13 protein-coding genes, 2 tRNA genes and 1 pseudogene are annotated in these 17,499 nt (G+C 58.7%); 7 read left to right on the plus strand and 9 right to left on the minus strand.

Features of this window, described 5'->3' with window-relative positions; translation table 11 throughout:
- Positions 1-2: 2 nt before the first annotated feature.
- The 4 genes from NIM86_RS08235 to NIM86_RS08250 form a co-directional block, all read right to left on the minus strand.
- The gene (locus NIM86_RS08235) at positions 3-2,894 is read right to left on the minus strand and encodes a valine--tRNA ligase (RefSeq protein ID WP_253380990.1); all 2,892 of its coding nucleotides are present in this window, start codon (positions 2,892-2,894) and stop codon (positions 3-5) included.
- A gap of 115 nt (positions 2,895-3,009) precedes the next feature.
- A complete protein-coding gene (locus NIM86_RS08240) occupies positions 3,010-4,062 on the minus strand; it encodes a DUF2497 domain-containing protein (protein ID WP_253380992.1) in 1,053 nt (350 codons plus the stop codon).
- A 139-nt stretch (positions 4,063-4,201) separates the two neighbouring features.
- Positions 4,202-5,611, minus strand: coding sequence for a TolC family outer membrane protein (locus NIM86_RS08245; protein ID WP_253380994.1), 1,410 nt, complete (start codon positions 5,609-5,611; stop codon positions 4,202-4,204).
- A gap of 117 nt (positions 5,612-5,728) precedes the next feature.
- Positions 5,729-6,385 carry a protein-L-isoaspartate O-methyltransferase gene (locus tag NIM86_RS08250; protein WP_253381957.1) on the minus strand — a complete coding sequence of 219 codons (657 nt, stop codon included), beginning with the start codon at positions 6,383-6,385 and terminating at the stop codon, positions 5,729-5,731.
- 252 nt (positions 6,386-6,637) lie between these two features.
- On the opposite strand from NIM86_RS08250, the gene NIM86_RS08255 reads away from it, so the two are divergent.
- From NIM86_RS08255 to NIM86_RS08290, 7 genes are all read left to right on the plus strand, one after another.
- Positions 6,638-6,711 (plus strand) — tRNA-Cys (locus NIM86_RS08255).
- Positions 6,712-7,185: 474 nt separating this feature from the next.
- Positions 7,186-7,260, plus strand: a tRNA-Asn gene (locus NIM86_RS08265).
- 388 nt (positions 7,261-7,648) lie between these two features.
- Positions 7,649-9,115 (plus strand): mannitol dehydrogenase family protein, encoded by a 1,467-nt coding sequence (locus tag NIM86_RS08270; protein ID WP_253380996.1) that lies wholly within the window; start codon positions 7,649-7,651, stop codon positions 9,113-9,115.
- 131 nt (positions 9,116-9,246) lie between these two features.
- Complete coding sequence (locus NIM86_RS08275; protein WP_253380998.1) at positions 9,247-10,704, plus strand: FAD-binding domain-containing protein; 1,458 nt, start codon at positions 9,247-9,249, stop codon at positions 10,702-10,704.
- Positions 10,704-12,107 carry an NAD(P)/FAD-dependent oxidoreductase gene (locus NIM86_RS08280; protein WP_253381000.1) on the plus strand — a complete coding sequence of 468 codons (1,404 nt, stop codon included), beginning with the start codon at positions 10,704-10,706 and terminating at the stop codon, positions 12,105-12,107. The genes NIM86_RS08275 and NIM86_RS08280 overlap by 1 nt, the downstream gene beginning before the upstream one ends.
- Positions 12,104-12,988 (plus strand): DUF1365 family protein, encoded by an 885-nt coding sequence (locus tag NIM86_RS08285; protein ID WP_253381002.1) that lies wholly within the window; start codon positions 12,104-12,106, stop codon positions 12,986-12,988. Before NIM86_RS08280 ends, NIM86_RS08285 begins: the two co-directional genes overlap by 4 nt.
- The gene (locus NIM86_RS08290; RefSeq protein ID WP_253381004.1) at positions 12,985-14,229 is read left to right on the plus strand and encodes a cyclopropane-fatty-acyl-phospholipid synthase family protein; all 1,245 of its coding nucleotides are present in this window, start codon (positions 12,985-12,987) and stop codon (positions 14,227-14,229) included. Before NIM86_RS08285 ends, NIM86_RS08290 begins: the two co-directional genes overlap by 4 nt.
- Here NIM86_RS08290 and NIM86_RS08295 read toward each other — a convergent pair.
- The 5 genes and pseudogenes from NIM86_RS08295 to NIM86_RS08315 form a co-directional block, all read right to left on the minus strand.
- Positions 14,226-14,699 (minus strand): GNAT family N-acetyltransferase, encoded by a 474-nt coding sequence (locus tag NIM86_RS08295; protein WP_253381006.1) that lies wholly within the window; start codon positions 14,697-14,699, stop codon positions 14,226-14,228. The genes NIM86_RS08290 and NIM86_RS08295 overlap by 4 nt on opposite strands.
- Positions 14,700-14,812: 113 nt before the next feature.
- On the minus strand, positions 14,813-15,682 hold the full coding sequence (sseA, locus tag NIM86_RS08300; RefSeq protein WP_253381008.1) for a 3-mercaptopyruvate sulfurtransferase: 870 nt from the start codon (positions 15,680-15,682) through the stop codon (positions 14,813-14,815).
- Positions 15,682-16,155 (minus strand): GFA family protein, encoded by a 474-nt coding sequence (locus NIM86_RS08305; protein ID WP_253381010.1) that lies wholly within the window; start codon positions 16,153-16,155, stop codon positions 15,682-15,684. Before NIM86_RS08305 ends, sseA begins: the two co-directional genes overlap by 1 nt.
- A 23-nt stretch (positions 16,156-16,178) precedes the next feature.
- Positions 16,179-16,328: pseudogene (locus tag NIM86_RS08310) on the minus strand (alanyl-tRNA editing protein); the annotation flags it as partial.
- 58 nt (positions 16,329-16,386) lie between these two features.
- Positions 16,387-17,424, minus strand: a complete 1,038-nt coding sequence (locus tag NIM86_RS08315; protein ID WP_253381961.1) for a cysteine synthase A — start codon at positions 17,422-17,424, stop codon at positions 16,387-16,389.
- Positions 17,425-17,499 lie beyond the last annotated feature (75 nt).

Consider the following 17,499-nt stretch of genomic DNA (forward strand, 5'->3'; position numbering starts at 1 on the left):
ACTCAGCGGCGCAGATTCGCCAACGCATGTTCCAGCCGGCTTGCCTGACGGGAAAGCTCGCCTGCCTTCTCTCGCTCGGCCTCCACGACTTCCGGATCGGCCTTTGCGACAAACTTCTCATTGCCGAGTTTCTTTTCGCTACGGATGAGATCCGCCTGCACCGCCTTCAACGATTTTTCAAGCCGCGCCGTTTCCGCATCGATATCGATGAGATCGCCAAGCGGAAGGCACAATGTCGAATCCCCGACAACCACCTGGGCCGATTGCGCCGGCGCGATCTCCGCATGGTCGATCGTCTCGATACGCGCCAGTCGCTGAATAGCGGCGTGATGCCGGCTCATCCGCTCAAGCGTCTCCGTAGAACCGCCCATGACAACCATCGGCGCTTTCGCAGCAGCCGGCACATTCATTTCCGCCCGCAGAGAACGAATGCCGCCAATCGTCTCGATCAGCCAGTTGATCTCGGCGGCCGCCTCTCCGTCCCGAACCGTCCCTGTCGGCCATTTTGCATGACAAAGAAGGCCCGACCGCTCGGCCGTTCCCGCCCAGAGCTCTTCGGTCAGGAACGGCATAAAGGGGTGCAGCAGCGCAAAGGACTGGTCCAGCACATAACCGAGACAGGCCTTTGATTCCGCTTTTGCTTCCTCATCGTCGCCGTTGAAGACCGGCTTCAGCAGCTCCAGATACCAGTCGCAAAGCTGGTTCCAGACGAACCGGTAGAGAGCAGCCGCCGCTTCGTTGAAACGATAATCCCGAAGTGACGTATCCACCAGATCGATCGTTCGTGACAACTCGGTCAAGATCCAGCGATTGAGCCGGGTGTTGGCCGAAGACGGCTCGAAGTCGCCGCCGTGCACCGCGCCGTTCATGCCGGCAAACCGCACCGCGTTCCACAGCTTCGTGCCGAAATTGCGATAGCCGGCGATCCGCTGTTCGTCGAGCTTCACGTCGCGGCCCTGCGCCGCCATGATCGCCAGGGTGAAACGCAATGCGTCGGCGCCATATTCATCGATCAATTGCAGCGGATCGATAACATTGCCCTTGGACTTGCTCATCTTCTGGCCGCGTTTGTCGCGCACCAGTGCGTGGACATAGACTGTCTCGAACGGCTCGGTTTCCATGAAATGGAGGCCCATCATCATCATCCGGGCAACCCAGAAGAAGATGATGTCGAAGCCGGTAACGAGCGCGCTGGTCGGATACCATGTTTTCAGCGCTTCGGTCTGCTCCGGCCACCCCAGTGTGGAGAACGGCCAGAGCGCAGAAGAAAACCACGTGTCGAGAACATCGGTGTCACGCGTCAGAAGATCGCCCGGTTGCAGATGCTCGAGCTTCTCTTCGACGAATGCCTTCCATGGTCCCTCATGGGCAATGTAGTGCTGGATCGCAGCTCCGAGCGCTTCTTCTTCCGTCTTTCGAACGAAAACCTGCCCATCCGGTCCGTACCAGGCCGGAATACGATGCCCCCACCAGAGTTGGCGCGAAATACACCAGGGCTCGATGTTTTCCATCCAAGAGAAATAGGTGTTTTCCCAGTTTTTCGGCACGAAATTGGTGCGGCCTTCGCGAACGGAGGCGATTGCCGGCTCGGCCAGGGTTTTAGCGTCAGCGAACCACTGGTCGGTCAGCATCGGCTCGATCACGTCGCCGGACCGGTCCCCGAATGGCTGCATGATTTTTTTGTTTTCGACGAAAGGAACGGCGTTGCCATCCTCGTCCAACGCAGTAACGGCAAGGCCTTCGGCGTTGATGGCTTCGATCACCCGCTTGCGGGCCTCATAGCGGTCGAGACCGCGCAACTCGTCCGGTACCAGATTGATACCGTCGACGATATCGGCCGCGGGCATTTCGCCGGAGCGGACGATCGCCATCGCTTTGCCTGCTTCGTCGGCGTAAGGCTCACCATCGGCCCGCATGCAGGCCTTCTCGTCCATTAAGCGGTAAAGCGGAATGGCGTTTCGCTGGGCGACACCGTAATCGTTAAAATCGTGCGCGCCGGTAATCTTTACCGCGCCCGAGCCGAATTCCGGATCGGGATAGTCATCCGTGATAATCGGAATCTGCCGGCGATGTTCTTTCGGACCGACAGGGATTTCACAAAGCTTGCCGACGATTGGGGCGTAACGCTCATCCGATGGATGAACCGCGACTGCACCATCGCCAAGCATGGTTTCGGGCCGGGTGGTCGCGATGGAAATATAGTCGCGCGTCTCGCGCAGGACTTCGTTTCCGTCACCGTCCTTTTCGACATATTCGTAGGTCGCGCCGCCGGCAAGCGGATATTTGAAATGCCACATATGGCCGTCGACCTCGCGATTTTCGACTTCGAGGTCGGAGATCGCGGTTTCGAATGTCGGGTCCCAGTTGACCAGCCGCTTGCCGCGGTAGATCAGCCCTTCATCGTAGAGACGGACGAAGACTTCCAAGACGGCCTCGGACAGTCCCTCATCCATGGTGAAACGTTCGCGACTCCAGTCGCAAGACGCGCCGAGCCGCTTGAGCTGATTGAAGATCGCGCCACCGGACTCGGCTTTCCATTGCCAGATCCGTTCGATAAAGGCATCGCGCCCCATCTCGCGACGGTTTGGCTCCTGCCTCTCCATAAGCTGGCGTTCGACCACCATCTGCGTAGCGATACCCGCATGGTCCATTCCTGGCTGCCACAGCACATTGTCGCCCAGCATCCGCCGCCAACGGACAAGAATATCCTGCAGCGTGTTATTGAGTGCGTGGCCCATGTGGAGAGAACCGGTCACGTTGGGCGGAGGAATGACGATGCAGTAGGGGTCGGCGTCTTCCCTCGCCCCGGCTCCGGCCGCAAAGGCATCGGCGTCGTCCCAGCGAGCGACAATTTTCGGTTCGATTGCGGAGGCGTCGTAGGTCTTGTCCAGCATGGCCTTCGGGGGTCCGTTGAGGGAAGCCATGCATATCGCGAGCGAGCGCTGCGAAGTCAACTGGAAGCAGCGGCCCCACGCCACCCATCCGTTAAATGGATAGGTAGAAGAGCGCTCAGCCCCCCTGAGCTATGCGCTCGATCTCTTCCTTCACCAGACGCTCGACAAGTGTCGGCAGATTGTTATCGAGCCAGTCCTGCAACATGGGCCGCAGCATCTCTTCCGCCATCTCGTCGAAATTGCGCTGACGGCTGGCAAAGAACGCTTCCTTCAGCTGTCCAAACGAATCGGCGACGGCCTTGCCGGCCTCTTGCGACACGATGGGAGAGAGAACAGACGAAACATCCGAAGCAGGTTGAGTGGCCGAAGGCTGGTTGACCGGCATCGGCGCCCGACGCCCACTCATTTCAGGATTGCTTGTCCGGCGATCGAGCCGCTCGGCAACAGCCCGAAACCTGTCTTCGGAGAGAACCTGCTCTTCGATGCCGACATCATCCGATTGCTTTTCGGCCGATGGATCGGGCTCCGCTTCGCTTTCGTCCGGCTCGACCGTCATGCTGGATATAGCCGTTGGAGGTGCGTCCGAAAGGGTATCATCAGCGACATCTGCTGGCTCTGAACGATCTTCCAAGTCGTCTGAGGCCGATTTTTCGCTGGCGTCGAAGTCGTCTTCGCCCCCTGGCGCAAGTTCTGCATCGGCAGGCCGACTATCGAGCTCATCGGCGCGAGACGATAGCTGCGCTTGAATATCGGCGAGACTCAGAGGCCGCCGATCACCACTGCCGGAAGATTTGGATGATCGATCTTCCGAAACAGCGGGGGATGCGCTGCTATCGGCCTTTTTCGCTGACGTGACCGGGTCGCGATCATTGATCGCCTCGCGAAACGCGTTGAGTTCGGCCTCGCCGGCAGCAACGATCTCATCGTCGATCTGGTCGTCGGCATCCAGAATATCGGAAAGGCCCGTCAGTTCGTTGTCGGCTTCGTCCTCATCGTCGTACTCCGATGACGTGAAGGAAAGGTCGATTGAGCTGGACCGTCTGGAGGTGCGTTCACCTTCGGCTTCGGCAGCGGATGCCGCCGCGTCCGATTCCTCGATGATTTTGCGAATGGACGCCAATATCTCGTCCATCGACGTCTCTCGTGCGGCACCGCTTGCCTGCGACATCACTCCGCCCTCTCCCCGGTATCTTTGTCCGGTCTTTCGGCAATACGAATCGCATCAAGCCTAGCGGAGGGGTCCCGGTATGAGAATCCCCCCGGACACGTTGCAAGCGCGGATTCACAGCTATCGGCAGGGAAGAGGGTTAACGGCCGTCCGGTGTCCGAAGCCCGTACCAGGCGTCTTCCACCGCTTCGAGGTGCTCATCAGGATCGTGGCGCTTGACGCCAAGGCCGAGTCCGTCTGCAGTCAACTGGCCAGTTGCCGATAATATACCGAGAGAAGCGACAACGGCGTCGCGTTCAGCGCCGACCTGCGTGACCTGAGCTGTGATGAGAGCGGACTGCGCGTCCAGTACATCGAGCGTCGTGCGTTGGCCGACATTGCGCTCCTCGACGACGCCATTCAGCGCCAGCGTCTGTGCCGAAATGAGATCGAGACCGGCCGTAATCGCCTCGCGCGCGGCCACGTACTGGTTCCATGCCGCGATCACATTGGCTCGTACCTGGTCGATTGTGACGTCGACATTGATGCGAGCCTGCCCCAGTTGCTCTTTGGCCTGGCGGGTTTGCGCCGAAGCAATGCCGCCCTGATAGATCGGCACCGTCACCGTTGCGCCGATCGTGCCGGTCAGCGTGTCTCGATCGCCGGAGCTGCCCGGCACGTTTTGAACATCGATATTGGCGAACTCGCGCGTCAGGGACGCGGAGGCGCCGACCTGCGGCAAAAAGGCCCCTTCCCTGGACTTGACGGTGAAACTTGCCGCGTCGACGAGATGGCGGTTCGCTTGAATGGCGGGATGGTTATTGAGCGCAATCGCTACCGCCGTATTGAGCGAACCCGGCAGGTTGCGCGTCAAGGGGGCTGTCGGCCTCAAATCGGTCGGTGTCCGCCCGACGATCTGCCGGTATGTCGCTTCACTGACCGCAAGGTTCGACCGCGCCAGATAAAGCAGCGCCTGCGCTTGAGACAAAGACGCCTGCGCCTGCGAAACATCGGTGCGGGTCGACTCGCCAACATCGAAACGCGCCCGGGCGCTCCGCACCTGCTCCTGCAGAAACTCCAGATTGCGGGAGCGGAGCGTAACGAGCTGACGGTCACGAAGCACATCCATGTAGGCCGTGCCGGCATTGAAAAGCGTATTCTGTTCGGTATTGGTCAGGCTGGCCTGACTAGCGTAAACATTCGATTTGGCGGCCGCGACGTTGTTGCGGGTCTGGAAACCATCAAACAAAGTCTGGCTGATCTGGATACCGAAATCGATGGAAAGCGAGTCGGTGTTGGTTCGGGTGCTGACGCCCAGATCGCTGTCAAAATCGCGGCGGACTGCGGTGCCGGCCACGGTGCTTGTCGCCGAAACCTGAGGGCGCATCCCCCCTTTTGCGATCGGCACATTCTCGTCGGCGACGCGTACGCCAGCTCGCGCGCTGTTCAGATCGGCATTATAGCCGTAGGCCGTCGCCATTGCACCGAGAATGGTTTCCGCGCTCGCCGGCGCGGCGGTAAAGGCAAAAATACAGGAAAGGCTCAGTATTCGGAAAGTGCTGTTCAACACGGACTCATCCCGTTCGAAGCGGTCTTTTACGTCTTGGTAAAGCGGGCGGCTCTGCCACGTCCAGTTACGAAGGCCGAACCGAAGGTGTCTGCTTCACGATCCTTTTTTAAGTGTGTCTTAAAAGACAAAACCTGGCTGGCGGCGAAAACCAGGAACCGGCTTGACCGCGCAATTGAAAGCCGTGCGGCCCCCACCGACGCCCCGTCCACCGACATATAGAACCGCATTGGCCGCGTTCCCGTGCCCCTCTACGGTAACCAGTCGCCCGCCAGGCTTGAGTTGCTGGAGAATGGTATCCGGCACGTAACCGACAGACCCGCCTATGAGAATGACGTCGAAAGGCGCTTCATCTTCGCACCCGTTCTCCGGATCGCCATGCAGAACAGCGACATTGTCATAACCAAGGGTCGACAGGCGGCCCGTCGCCGACTCGGCAAGATCTTCGTCCGGCTCGATGGCGATAACGCTGGAAGCGATGGTCGCCAGTATGGCCGATGAGTAGCCCGTCGCGCAGCATAGATCCAGAACGACGTCGCCTGGCCGGACTTCCGCCAATTGGATCATTTTGGCGAGCGGGCCGGGTTCGACCAGATAACGCGATGGCGCAACCTCGAGATCTTCGTCGATGTAAGACAGATCGCGCAGGCGGGTCGGCACAAACTCCTCGCGCGGTACGGACAAGAATGCCTCAAGCACCGGCAGCGACGTCACGTTTGTCGTTCTCAACTGTCCGTCAACCATCTTGCGGCGAAGGTCTGAAAAAACCTGGCTCATCATCATCCCCATCATGTCGGCGGCAGGCCGATAGTCGATCCGGTCGATAGCAATTAGCACCCCCCGCCGCAAGGCGCGCGCCGGCCGAATGAACCGCTATCGGATTGGCGCGGTAAGTGCGATATCCCCGATGGAAAGAGCACTTGACGGGATCGAACTGCAACGGATATTGAGAGCGCGCCGAGGACGGGGCGGTCAGGTAAATTTCTGACGAACCAAATCCTTGGGATAGCGCGGATTTATCACGTTATCGGCCTCGTGGCGGAGTGGTTACGCAGAGGACTGCAAATCCTTGCACCCCGGTTCGATTCCGGGCGAGGCCTCCATCCGTCTTATCGACATCGCGTTTTCCTTCGCAATCGTCTTGCAACGCGCCAGACGGCTTACTTCTTCGCTGCCGAAGGTCGCCTGATTGCACGTATACCCGACCAGCGCCGGCCAGCCCATGCGAGAAACCGTCGCCTAAGCCGTCTGGCGGATGGATTGTCGATGGACAATACGCCCAGCCCAAGCGGAATCATCCAAAATCCGACAATTGGCAGAAAGCCGACGACCCCACCGGCAATCAGCGCCTAGCCCAGCACCAGACGTCCAGCTTTGGTACGCGGCATCGAAACAGACCGGCCGAATAACGTTATGGACCGCTGTGGCGTTGTTTTCGTTGCATCTTTCATCGGCACAAAAGCTGAGATTCTTGCAAGGTTTGTCCGGAACGATATAGGTACTCATAGATTTTTTATCAGGGCGACTTGGCAAGCCGGAAAGGGCTCTGCTATAGGCCGCTTCGCTTGAGCCGCTGTTCCCCGGTAGCTCAGTGGTAGAGCAACCGGCTGTTAACCGGTTGGTCGCTGGTTCGAATCCGGCCCGGGGAGCCATTTTTCTTCGTTTCTGCCCGAACGCATTGCAATCCACGGTCGATTGGATGGCTGTGGTCGTTCACACTGCTTGGTCGATCAGATGCTTGCCTGAAATTTTTACTCGTGTAAAAGATTTGTCTGTGCTTTTGTCGGATACTGACTGACGGAGCGTCGCGAGGGAGGTCGCGTCGCACTATGGATTTGTATCTTGCGATTTGAACTGGGAGGCTTTCTTGATGGAGAAACGCGCCGTGAAGGCCGCTTTTGGTGAGGGCGGCATCCGCCAATTTATCGCATGGCGTCAATACTTACCGGGCTGTCACTCCTCATTTCCGGCCGCTCTGACCGACAATCATAACTGAAACCAATGCCCGCCGCGGCAAATTGAAGTTTATAAGGATCCCTCATGGCCGTACGGTTGAATATGTCAGCCCTGCCGCATATCGAAAGCGCGGATGTTCCGTCCTATGATCGATCGGCGTTGAAACCGGGCATTCTCCATATAGGCGTTGGCAATTTTCATCGTGCGCACCAGGCCGTTTATCTCGACCGCCTCTTCGAAACCGGGCGCGATCATGACTGGGCGTTTTGTGGCGCAGGCCTTATGCCTTTCGACACCAAAGTGCACGAAGTGCTGGCAAGTCAGGATTTTCTGTCAACGACCGTCGCGCAGGAAGCGGACAGCACGACCGCGCGCGTTACAGGGCCAATGGTCGAATTCGTTGTACCCGAAGACCCGCAGGCCATTGTGGACCGTCTGGCCGATCCTGCGATCCGGATCGTCTCGCTGACCATCACGGAGGGCGGCTATTTTCTTAACGCGGACGGCCATTTTAACGCGACCCATCCGGCGATCGTCGCCGATGCGAAAAGTCCCGACAAACCGTCGACCGTTTTTGGCGTCATCGTCAAAGCCCTTCAAGCCCGCCGAGACGCCGGCCAGAAGCCCTTCACGGTGATGAGTTGTGACAATTTACCCCATAATGGCAGGATTGCCCGAGAGGCAGTGACCGGCCTGGCCGGGTCGTTTGATCGCGAACTCGCAGACTGGATCGAAAACCACGTCGCCTTCCCAAATGCCATGGTCGACCGCATCACTCCGGCGACCGGTGAGCGCGAACGCCAGATGGTTCGTGAGATGTTTGATATCGAAGACGAATGGCCGGTCTTCTGCGAACAATTCAGCCAATGGGTTCTGGAAGACAAATTCGTCAATGGACGGCCGGCTCTCGAGACGGTGGGCGTGCAATTCGTGGAGGATGTCACGCCTTATGAGGTGATGAAAATCCGCATCCTGAATGGCGGTCATGCCATTATCGCTTATCCAGCCGGATTGATGGACATCCATTTCGTGCACGAAGCGATGGAGAACGACCTCATTCGCGATTTTCTGACGAAAGTCGAAGAGGACGAAATCATACCTGTGGTTCCGCCGGTCCCCGATACCGATCTGAACGACTATCACCAACTGACCCATAGGCGCTTCGCAAACCCGAAGATCGGCGACACGATCCGCCGGCTGTGCCTGGATGGCTCAAACCGGCAGCCGAAATTCATTGTTCCATCGATCGTCGACAATCTGGAACGCGGAAAATCGCCGGTTGGGCTTGCGCTGGAAAGCGCGCTTTGGTGCCGTTACTGCTACGGAGAAACAGATAGCGGAGCGGTGATCGAACCGAACGACCCGAATTGGGACCGCCTCAAAGAGGTAGCCCAGGCTGCGAAACACGATCCTTCAAAATGGCTGGCCATGACCGACATCTACGGTGATCTCGGCAAGGACAAGGTCTTCGCCAAAATATTCGCCGACTGGCTTGAGAGCCTGTGGCAAAACGGGACTAAAGTCACTCTTAGGCAATATCTGGAACGCTGAAACGCAAAGCCGTGATCCTGCCGGAGAAGGACGAACGGGCGCAACTTATTCGCGCACAGATTGTAGCGAGCCATTGAAGCATTCGCTTTGGGCAATACAACCCTCCCATGTCAGTCATTCGTGGGGAAGCCGTGCCTGAAGCCGATCAAAACACTCCGGTTCTCGTTCTTTTTCGCAACGACCTGCGACTTCGGGACAACCCGGCCCTTATTGCTGCCAGCCGCAGCGATGCTCCGATCCTCTGCGTCTACGTTCACGAAACGGAGGGTGGGCCGGCCTTCAGGCCATTAGGCGGTGCGAGCCGATGGTGGCTCCATCATTCCTTAGACGCTCTGTCCACGGCGATTGCCAGACAAGGGGGCGAACTGATCCTGCGATCGGGTCGCCTCGTCTCCGTCGTCGAAGGACTTGTCGCGGAAACCGGCGCCAAGCATGTCCATGCGGCGCGGCGATACGATCCGGGAGGAGACGAGGCCGACGAGGAACTGGCCGACGCGCTGGCCGCAGCCGATGTTGCATTTGAAAGGCACGAAGGATTTCTCCTCCACGATCCGACCGCGATCAGGACATCGACAGATCGCCATTACAGCGTGTTCTCACCATTTGCGCGAAAACTTGTCCCCCTCATCCAGGATATCGAGCCGGTCACGGAGGATACGCCACTTCGCTTTGCGGCGGCTCCGGATAGCGAAGAGCTTGCCAGTTTCGCTTTTTTGCCGAACAGCCCGAACTGGGCTTCCGGTTTTGAACCGCTCTGGCAGCCGGGTGAGGCAGGTGCGCAAGCCGCGCTCGAACATTTCGTAAGCGATGCGTTGGCAGATTACGCGGTAGGGCGCGACCGCCCGGCAATGTCTGGCACCTCGAGGCTATCGCCCCACCTCGCTTTCGGCGAAATCAGTCCCCGGCAGGTTTGGCGCGCCGTCGAAGCCGCCGCTCCCCGATTACCGGCGCGGGACGTCACAACATTCCAGCGCGAAATTGTATTTCGCGAATTCGCCTGGCATCTGCTGGCCAACAGACCGGATATGGCGTGGGACAATATCGACAAACGCTTCGATGCCTTCCCTTGGAACGCGGATCGCGAAAGCCCCGCGCTTCTTGCATGGCAGAAAGGTGAGACCGGCTACCCCATTGTCGATGCCGGTATGCGCCAGCTCTGGCAGACCGGGTGGATGCATAACCGTGTCCGCATGATCGTCGCCAGCTTCCTGACAAAGCATCTGATGATCCACTGGAAACGCGGCGAAGAGTGGTTCATGGATACGCTGATCGATGCCGACCCAGGCAACAATGCCTTCAATTGGCAATGGACCGCAGGTTCGGGCGCGGACGCCGCTCCATTCTTCCGCATCTTCGCTCCCGTCACCCAAGGGCGAAAGTTCGATACCGGCGGCGCGTATGTCAGAAGATTCGTCCCGGAAATCGCGGCCCTGCCCGACAAATATGTTCATGCGCCCTGGGAAGCGCCCGACAGCGTTCTTTCTGAAGCGGGTGTGAAACTCGGCGACCACTATCCTCGTCCCATGGTTGACCATCGCGCTGCGCGTGAGCGCGCGCTGGATGCTTTCAAGGCCATGAAAGGCGAGTAATGAGTTCTGTAAATCCCGCTCTCCGGCCTGCCGGTCATAGCGTCTCCGGCAAGCCTCGTATTGCGGTCATCGGGTCGGGAATATCCGGAGCGTCCTGCGCATGGGCGCTGAGGGATAAGGCGGACGTCACTCTTTTCGAGGCCGACGATCGACCGGGCGGGCATACCGCCACCCGCGATATCTGGATCGGTGGCCGGTCCGTTTCTGTCGATACCGGATTTATCGTCTTCAACACGCTGACCTATCCCCTTTTCACGGCACTCTTGAACCACCTCGATGTGGCGACGGAAGAAAGTGAAATGAGCTTTTCGCTCTCTCTCGATGATGGCCGTCTGGAATGGGCCGGCTCGGACGATTGGCGTCAGGCCATCGCGCAGAAGCGCAACGTCCTCCGTCCTCGCTTTTGGAGCATGCTTTGGGGGATGAAGCGGTTCAACGAACTATCGGCCGCAGACCGAAATTCATCTTCTCTGGCGAATCTGACATTGGGCGGATGGTTGGATCGCCACGACTTCAGCGCTGCATTTCGCGATAATTATCTGATCCCGATGAGCGCCGCGATCTGGTCCACGCCACGCGATGAGATGCTGGACTTTCCCGCCGATGCGTTTTTATCCTTCTTCCACAATCACCGGCTGAACACGATGGATCGGCCGAAATGGCGGACCGTAAGTGGCGGTGCGCGCAATTATCTCGACTGCCTGCTGGGTCCGCTGCTTGGCGAAGGAAAAGTGTTACTCGGTGCGAAGGTGTTATCGGTCAGACCATCCGACAATGGACCAATCGTCAAAACCGCGCGCATCGAAAAGCAATTCGATCACGTAATTCTGGCGAGCCATAGCGACCAGTCTTTGGCAATGCTCGGAACCGACAGCAGTGAGGCGCGACGCGCTATTCTGTCATCGATTGCCTATCGCCCGAACCGCGTGATCCTTCATTCTGATCCATCCTTCATGCCCAAGCGTCGGCGCGCCTGGGCCGCCTGGAATTATCGCCGTTCTTCTAATGATGAGTGCAGAGAGGATGTTACGGTTACTTATTGGATGAATCGCCTGCAAAATATCGATCCGGCGATCCCATTGTTCGTGACATTGAACCCTGATCGTGAGCCTGACGCATCCAGAGTCTACGGCGAATGGACCTATGATCATCCGCAATTCAACGCGGGGGGTATGGCCGCGCAAAAACGGCTGGACGCCATTCAGGGTCAGGAAGGGATCTGGCTTGCGGGCGCGTGGACCGGTTACGGTTTTCATGAGGATGGATTGCGCTCTGGTCTCCGGGTCGCCTCTGCGCTTGGCGCAGATCTGCCATTTCCTGCGCAGTTGCAGCCCTTTGCGGTGGCCGGCGGCAATGATGACAATCCGCAGGCCACGACCGTTCCGCGCGAGGCGGCGGAGTGAGCCGCCGGCGACCCTCCACGATGACGGCGAACGGCTCGCCGCCTGACGCCGCCGCGACCCTTTACGCCGGTCCGGTGATGCACCAGCGGCTGCAGCCGGTCGGACACCGCTTCACCTACAACGTTTATTCGCTTTTAATCGACGTCGACCGGCTGGACGAGGCAAATCGCTTGTCTCCATTGCTGGGCGTGGAATCGCCGGGACTGTTGAGCTTTCGTTCGAGCGATCATTTGCGCGGCAGCGCTACCCATCTTCGCCGCCAGGCCGATGACTGGTATCGGGAAACACGTCCGGATGGCGCCCTACCCTCACGTTGGCTCCTCCTCTGTTACCCCCGCATGTTCGGCTGGGTGTTCAATCCGATCAGCGTCTGGTTCGCCCTCGATGAAAGCGACGCGCCTATCATGCTCGTCTACGATGTCCGGAACACATTTGGCGGCCGCCATGCCTATCTCGCACCGGTCGCTGCTGGCGAGGCGACGGATGCCGGCATTCGCCAGACCTCCGACAAACGCCTTCATGTCTCACCGTTTCTCGGACCGGATCTCACCTATATGTTCCGCGTCATGCCGCCCGGCGAGACAGTCAAACTGCGTATTCACGAAACCCGGAATGGCGAACCGCTCTTCGACGCAACGTTCTGCGGTCACGCCCGGCAGGTCACGACGCTTTCACTGATACGCTATCTCGTCACGATTCCGTTTCTGCCCTTCAAAATCTATGCCGCCATTCATTGGGAAGCATTCCGACTGTGGATGAAAGGCGTGAAATTTCTTGGCGCAGGCGACCAGAGCCGGGAAGATCACGCCCTGATTACCGAGCCCTTTCAGACCGATACCCCATCGACAACCGGACCACTTAGGGAGCGCGATGCCGCATGACCGACACGACCATTCACGAAATCCATCTGCGCCCCGGTATGGAACTGCCCAAGGCGCTCCGCGATATTCCGCTGACGGCGCGAAAATCGCTTGCCAGCCTGTCGCGTCTGCGCGCCGGGTCGCTACGCGCCACCCTCCCCGACGGCCACAAAATATTCATCGAAGGCGCGCAGCCTGGCCCGAATGCTGAGCTTCACCTCTACAATTGGCGTCTTGCTCGTCGGGCATTCGTCGACGGCACCGTCGGTGTTGCCGAAAGCTGGATCGACGGCGACTGGGACAGCCCCGATGTCGTCTGCTTTCTGCGCCTTTTCGTCGCCAACAGCGAGACCATGAGCGAGGTCGCCACCACCAGCGGCAAGCTTTCCCACGCCATCCAGAGATTCCGCCACTGGCTTAACGACAACACGCCGAAGGGTTCGCGGCGCAATATCGCGGCCCACTACGATCTAGGCAATTCCTTCTACCGGCTCTGGCTCGATCCATCGATGACCTATTCGTCGGCGCTCTGGTCGGCCGGCAGCGAGACGCTGGAACAAGCACAAACAGCGAAATACAACGCGCTGCTTGACGATATGGGCGCGCAATCTGGCGAGCATATTCTGGAAATCGGATGCGGTTGGGGTGGCTTTGCCGAAACCGCCGCCCGGCGAGGCTGCCATGTCACGGGCCTGACCATAAGCCAGCAGCAACACGACCACGCCGAAGCAAGACTGGCGACCGCTGGACTGTCCGACAAAGCGAAAATTGCGTTTCGGGACTATCGCCACGAAATCGGCCAATACGACCACATCGCTTCGATCGAAATGTTCGAGGCTGTTGGAGAACGCTGGTGGCCAACGTATTTCGAAACGCTCAATCGAACGTTGAAGCCCGGCGGAACGGCAGGCCTCCAGATCATCACCATCGCCGAACATGCATTTGAGGATTATAGGCGCTATCCCGATTTCATTCAGCGCTACGTTTTTCCAGGCGGTATGCTGCCGACGCCAACCCATCTGCGCGATCTCGCTGCTACGGTTGGTTTGACCATCGAAAACGAACGCCGCTTTCCGCAGGACTATGCCAGAACACTCGCCCTCTGGCGCGAGCGTTTTGAAGAAGTGTGGCCGAAAATACGGGCTCTCGGTTTCGACGAACGGTTTCGCAAGGTCTGGCTTTTCTATCTGTATTATTGCGAAGCCGGCTTTCGCGAAGAGAACATCGACGTACGGCAAATCATACTGCGCAAACCGGTCTAGATACGTGTTGGCGAGTGAACGCTATTCAGTTTCTCCGCTCTCTCCTTAGCACTCAGTGGGCGGATGGTGCCCTGGGAGCGCTCTGTCACCTCGAACCCGAAGCGCTGGTAAAGCCTCAGCGCAGCCGGATGATCGAGTGAGGTCGTGCCAATCGTGACACGCTCGGTCGCCCCCTCCCATGCGGCGCTGAGCGCGGCATGGAAGAACCAGGGCGACAGGTTCCGGCCTTGGGCGTGTTCGATCAGCCCGAAATGGACGATATGAGCAACGCCGTCGCGCTTGCGGTCGATCTCGAAAAAACCAGCCGGCGCGCCGTCCAGATAAAGAACGGAAATATCCGTCGTTTCCGCATCAAGAATTTGGCGAACCGCCGCATCGGTCAGCCGCATTCGCTGGACCCAGTAATGATTGTGTCCGACCTGATCGAGCAGGAAGCGATAGTAGGCCACCGGTATGGCTGTTGCGCGCATCAATGCCAACCTGCCAGTCAACGGCGCTGGCGGCATCGGCCCGGGCGGCTGCCGCTTTTCGAGCCAGGTGAAGACGGCCCTCAATTCGCCAGCGGACCTGTCGGCGGTTGCACTCACTTCTGCAAATTGCTCGCAGGACCGGTTTCGACGTCGGTATCGGATCGGCCGCCCCATTCCGACCACGAGCCATCGTAAAGCCGGATATTCCGATAGCCCGCTTCTTCCAGCGCGAGCAGCAGCGCCGCGGCCGTCACGCCCGATCCGCAACTGGTTACGAGTGGGCGATCCGTAGGGACTCCAACATCTTCGAACAGCGCCTTCAGCGCATGGGCATTCTTCAATCGTCCGTCCTCGGCGAGATCGAGGAATGGGACATTCAGTGATCCGGGAATGTGGCCGGATCGCATACCTTCGCGCGGTTCCGGCTCCTCGCCGGTAAACCGTCCGTGCGGACGGGCGTCAACCACCACCACGTCTCCCGATCCGGATATTGTCTTCATCTCATCGAGCGTCACGACGGCGTTCTCGTCGAACTCCGTTTCGAACAGACATGGCGCAACCTTGGTCGGCTCGCTCGTTATTTCGCGGCCCGCATTTTTCCAGCCATCCATTCCGCCAGCCAGAATGGCAACCGTTTTGGCGCCCATGGCGCGAAGCATCCACCAGACGCGGGGTGCGGAGAAAAAGCCCGGACCGTCATACACCACGATATTGTCATGAACCGAAATGCCCATCGATCCAAGATGCTGAGCGAAATGACCGGGCGACGGCATGGCGTGAGGTAGGTCAATCCCCGGCTCCACCACCAGATCCTGATCGAAAAAGACAGCTCCAGGAATATGAGCTTGCTCGTATTCCTGCTCGGCATCGCGCCCCTGCACCGGCAGATACCAGGACGCGTCGATGATCGAGAGGCCGGGCTCGCGCAGATGTTCCTCGACCCACTCGGGTGAAACCATCGGCATTGGTAGTGAGTCGGTCATCAAGGCGCCTTCCATTCATGCCGCTCGTGCCATTCGGCCAGCGACTCGTCGGGATATTCATCGAAATGCCTGTCGCCCGGACCATCATGCACTTCCGCCCAGTTCGCCTTATAATTCAGCATGAGAGACGTGATGGTCGGCGGCTCGGGTAAATCGGTATCGATGGCGGAAGCGAAGGGGTGAATCAGGTCTGGCCATGATGGATCGAACAGCCAGAGCGCGCAGCCGCAGCGGCTGCAAAAGTTCCGTTCGCCCGAGCTTGTGCCATGCTCCATTGTCGCACGATAGACGGTGATGTTCTCGTCGCCTTCGACAACCATTGAATTAGCGTCCGCGCCGAGATTGATCGCGTAACCGCCCCCGCCCTGTTGTTTTCGACAGATCGTGCAATAGCAGCGCTGGTAGGGCACCGGCGAAGACGATTGGCAACGAAACCGCACTGCGCCGCAATGGCAGGAACCTTCAAGTTTCATCCGAACGCTTTCTTCATGGCCGGTCAGGCAAGATCTAGGGCACGGAAGCGGATACGGAAACGCCGGTTTTCACGGCCTTTCTTCTCGATCTTGCCACTATGGACCGGTCTGACTTCCACCGTTTCGGACCCCTGACTGCCGCCGCAGGGTTGGCCGCCAGCATTACGACCGATGACTTTGGCTTCGGCCGTAGAAAGATACGCACTGTCGAGAAACAGGCGATCTGTGGTTTCAGCCATCGACTGCCTCGAACGGAATATCGATCTTGGGTTCCTGTTCCATCCAATCCGGTACGGGAAGGTTCTTCTCACGCAGGAACTCCGGATTGAAAAGCTTGCTTTGATAGCGGGTGCCATAGTCGCATAGAACGGTCACGATGGTATGTCCCGGACCAAGGTCCTTTGCGAGGCGGATAGCCCCCGCAATGTTGATGCCCGACGATCCACCGAGGCAAAGCCCTTCTTCCTGAACCAGATCGAAAACGATAGGTAGCGCTTCTTCGTCCGGTATCCGGTAAGCGAAGTCTGGCGTGAAGCCGTCCAGATTGGCGGTAATGCGCCCCTGGCCGATCCCCTCTGTGATCGATGTGCCTTCACTTTTCAGTTCACCCTCGGTGTAATAACTGTAGAGCGCCGCACCGCCCGGATCGGCAAGCGCAGATTTGATCTGCGGGTTATGCTCTTTCAAGCCGATGGCCGTGCCGGCCAGCGTTCCGCCCGTACCGACGGCTGCGACAAAACCGTCTACCTTGCCATCCGTCTGCCGCCATATTTCCTGCGCCGTGGTGCGAATATGGCCATCGCGATTGGCCAAATTGTCGAACTGGTTGGCCCAGACCGCGCCCTTGTTTGACTCGCGCGCCAGCTTTTCAGCCAGCCGTCCCGAAACCTTCACGTAATTGTTCGGATTCTTGTATGGCACTGCCGGAACTTCCAGCAATTCCGCGCCAAGTAGCCGCAGCGCATCTTTCTTTTCCTGGCTCTGCGTGTCCGGGATCACGATGACTGTCCGGTAGCCGAGCGCTTTTGCAACTACCGTCAGGCCGATACCCGTATTGCCTGCCGTGCCTTCCACAATCGTACCGCCGGGCTGTATCAGACCTTTTTCCTCGGCATCACGAATGATGAACAGCCCTGCCCGGTCTTTGACCGACTGGCCCGGATTCAGAAATTCCGCCTTTCCGAGAATTTCACAGCCGGTCATCTCAGACGCCTTGTGGAGGCGGATAAGCGGTGTTTCGCCGATGCAGTCGAGAACGGAGCGGGCCATCGAAATTTCCATTGGTTTTCTTGTCTGAAGAATAGTGGGCGGAGGGTATGGTTGCGATCAAGCGAGTTCAAGCGC

The organism is Notoacmeibacter sp. MSK16QG-6 (assembly GCF_024158145.1).
Classification (GTDB): domain Bacteria; phylum Pseudomonadota; class Alphaproteobacteria; order Rhizobiales; family Rhizobiaceae; genus Notoacmeibacter.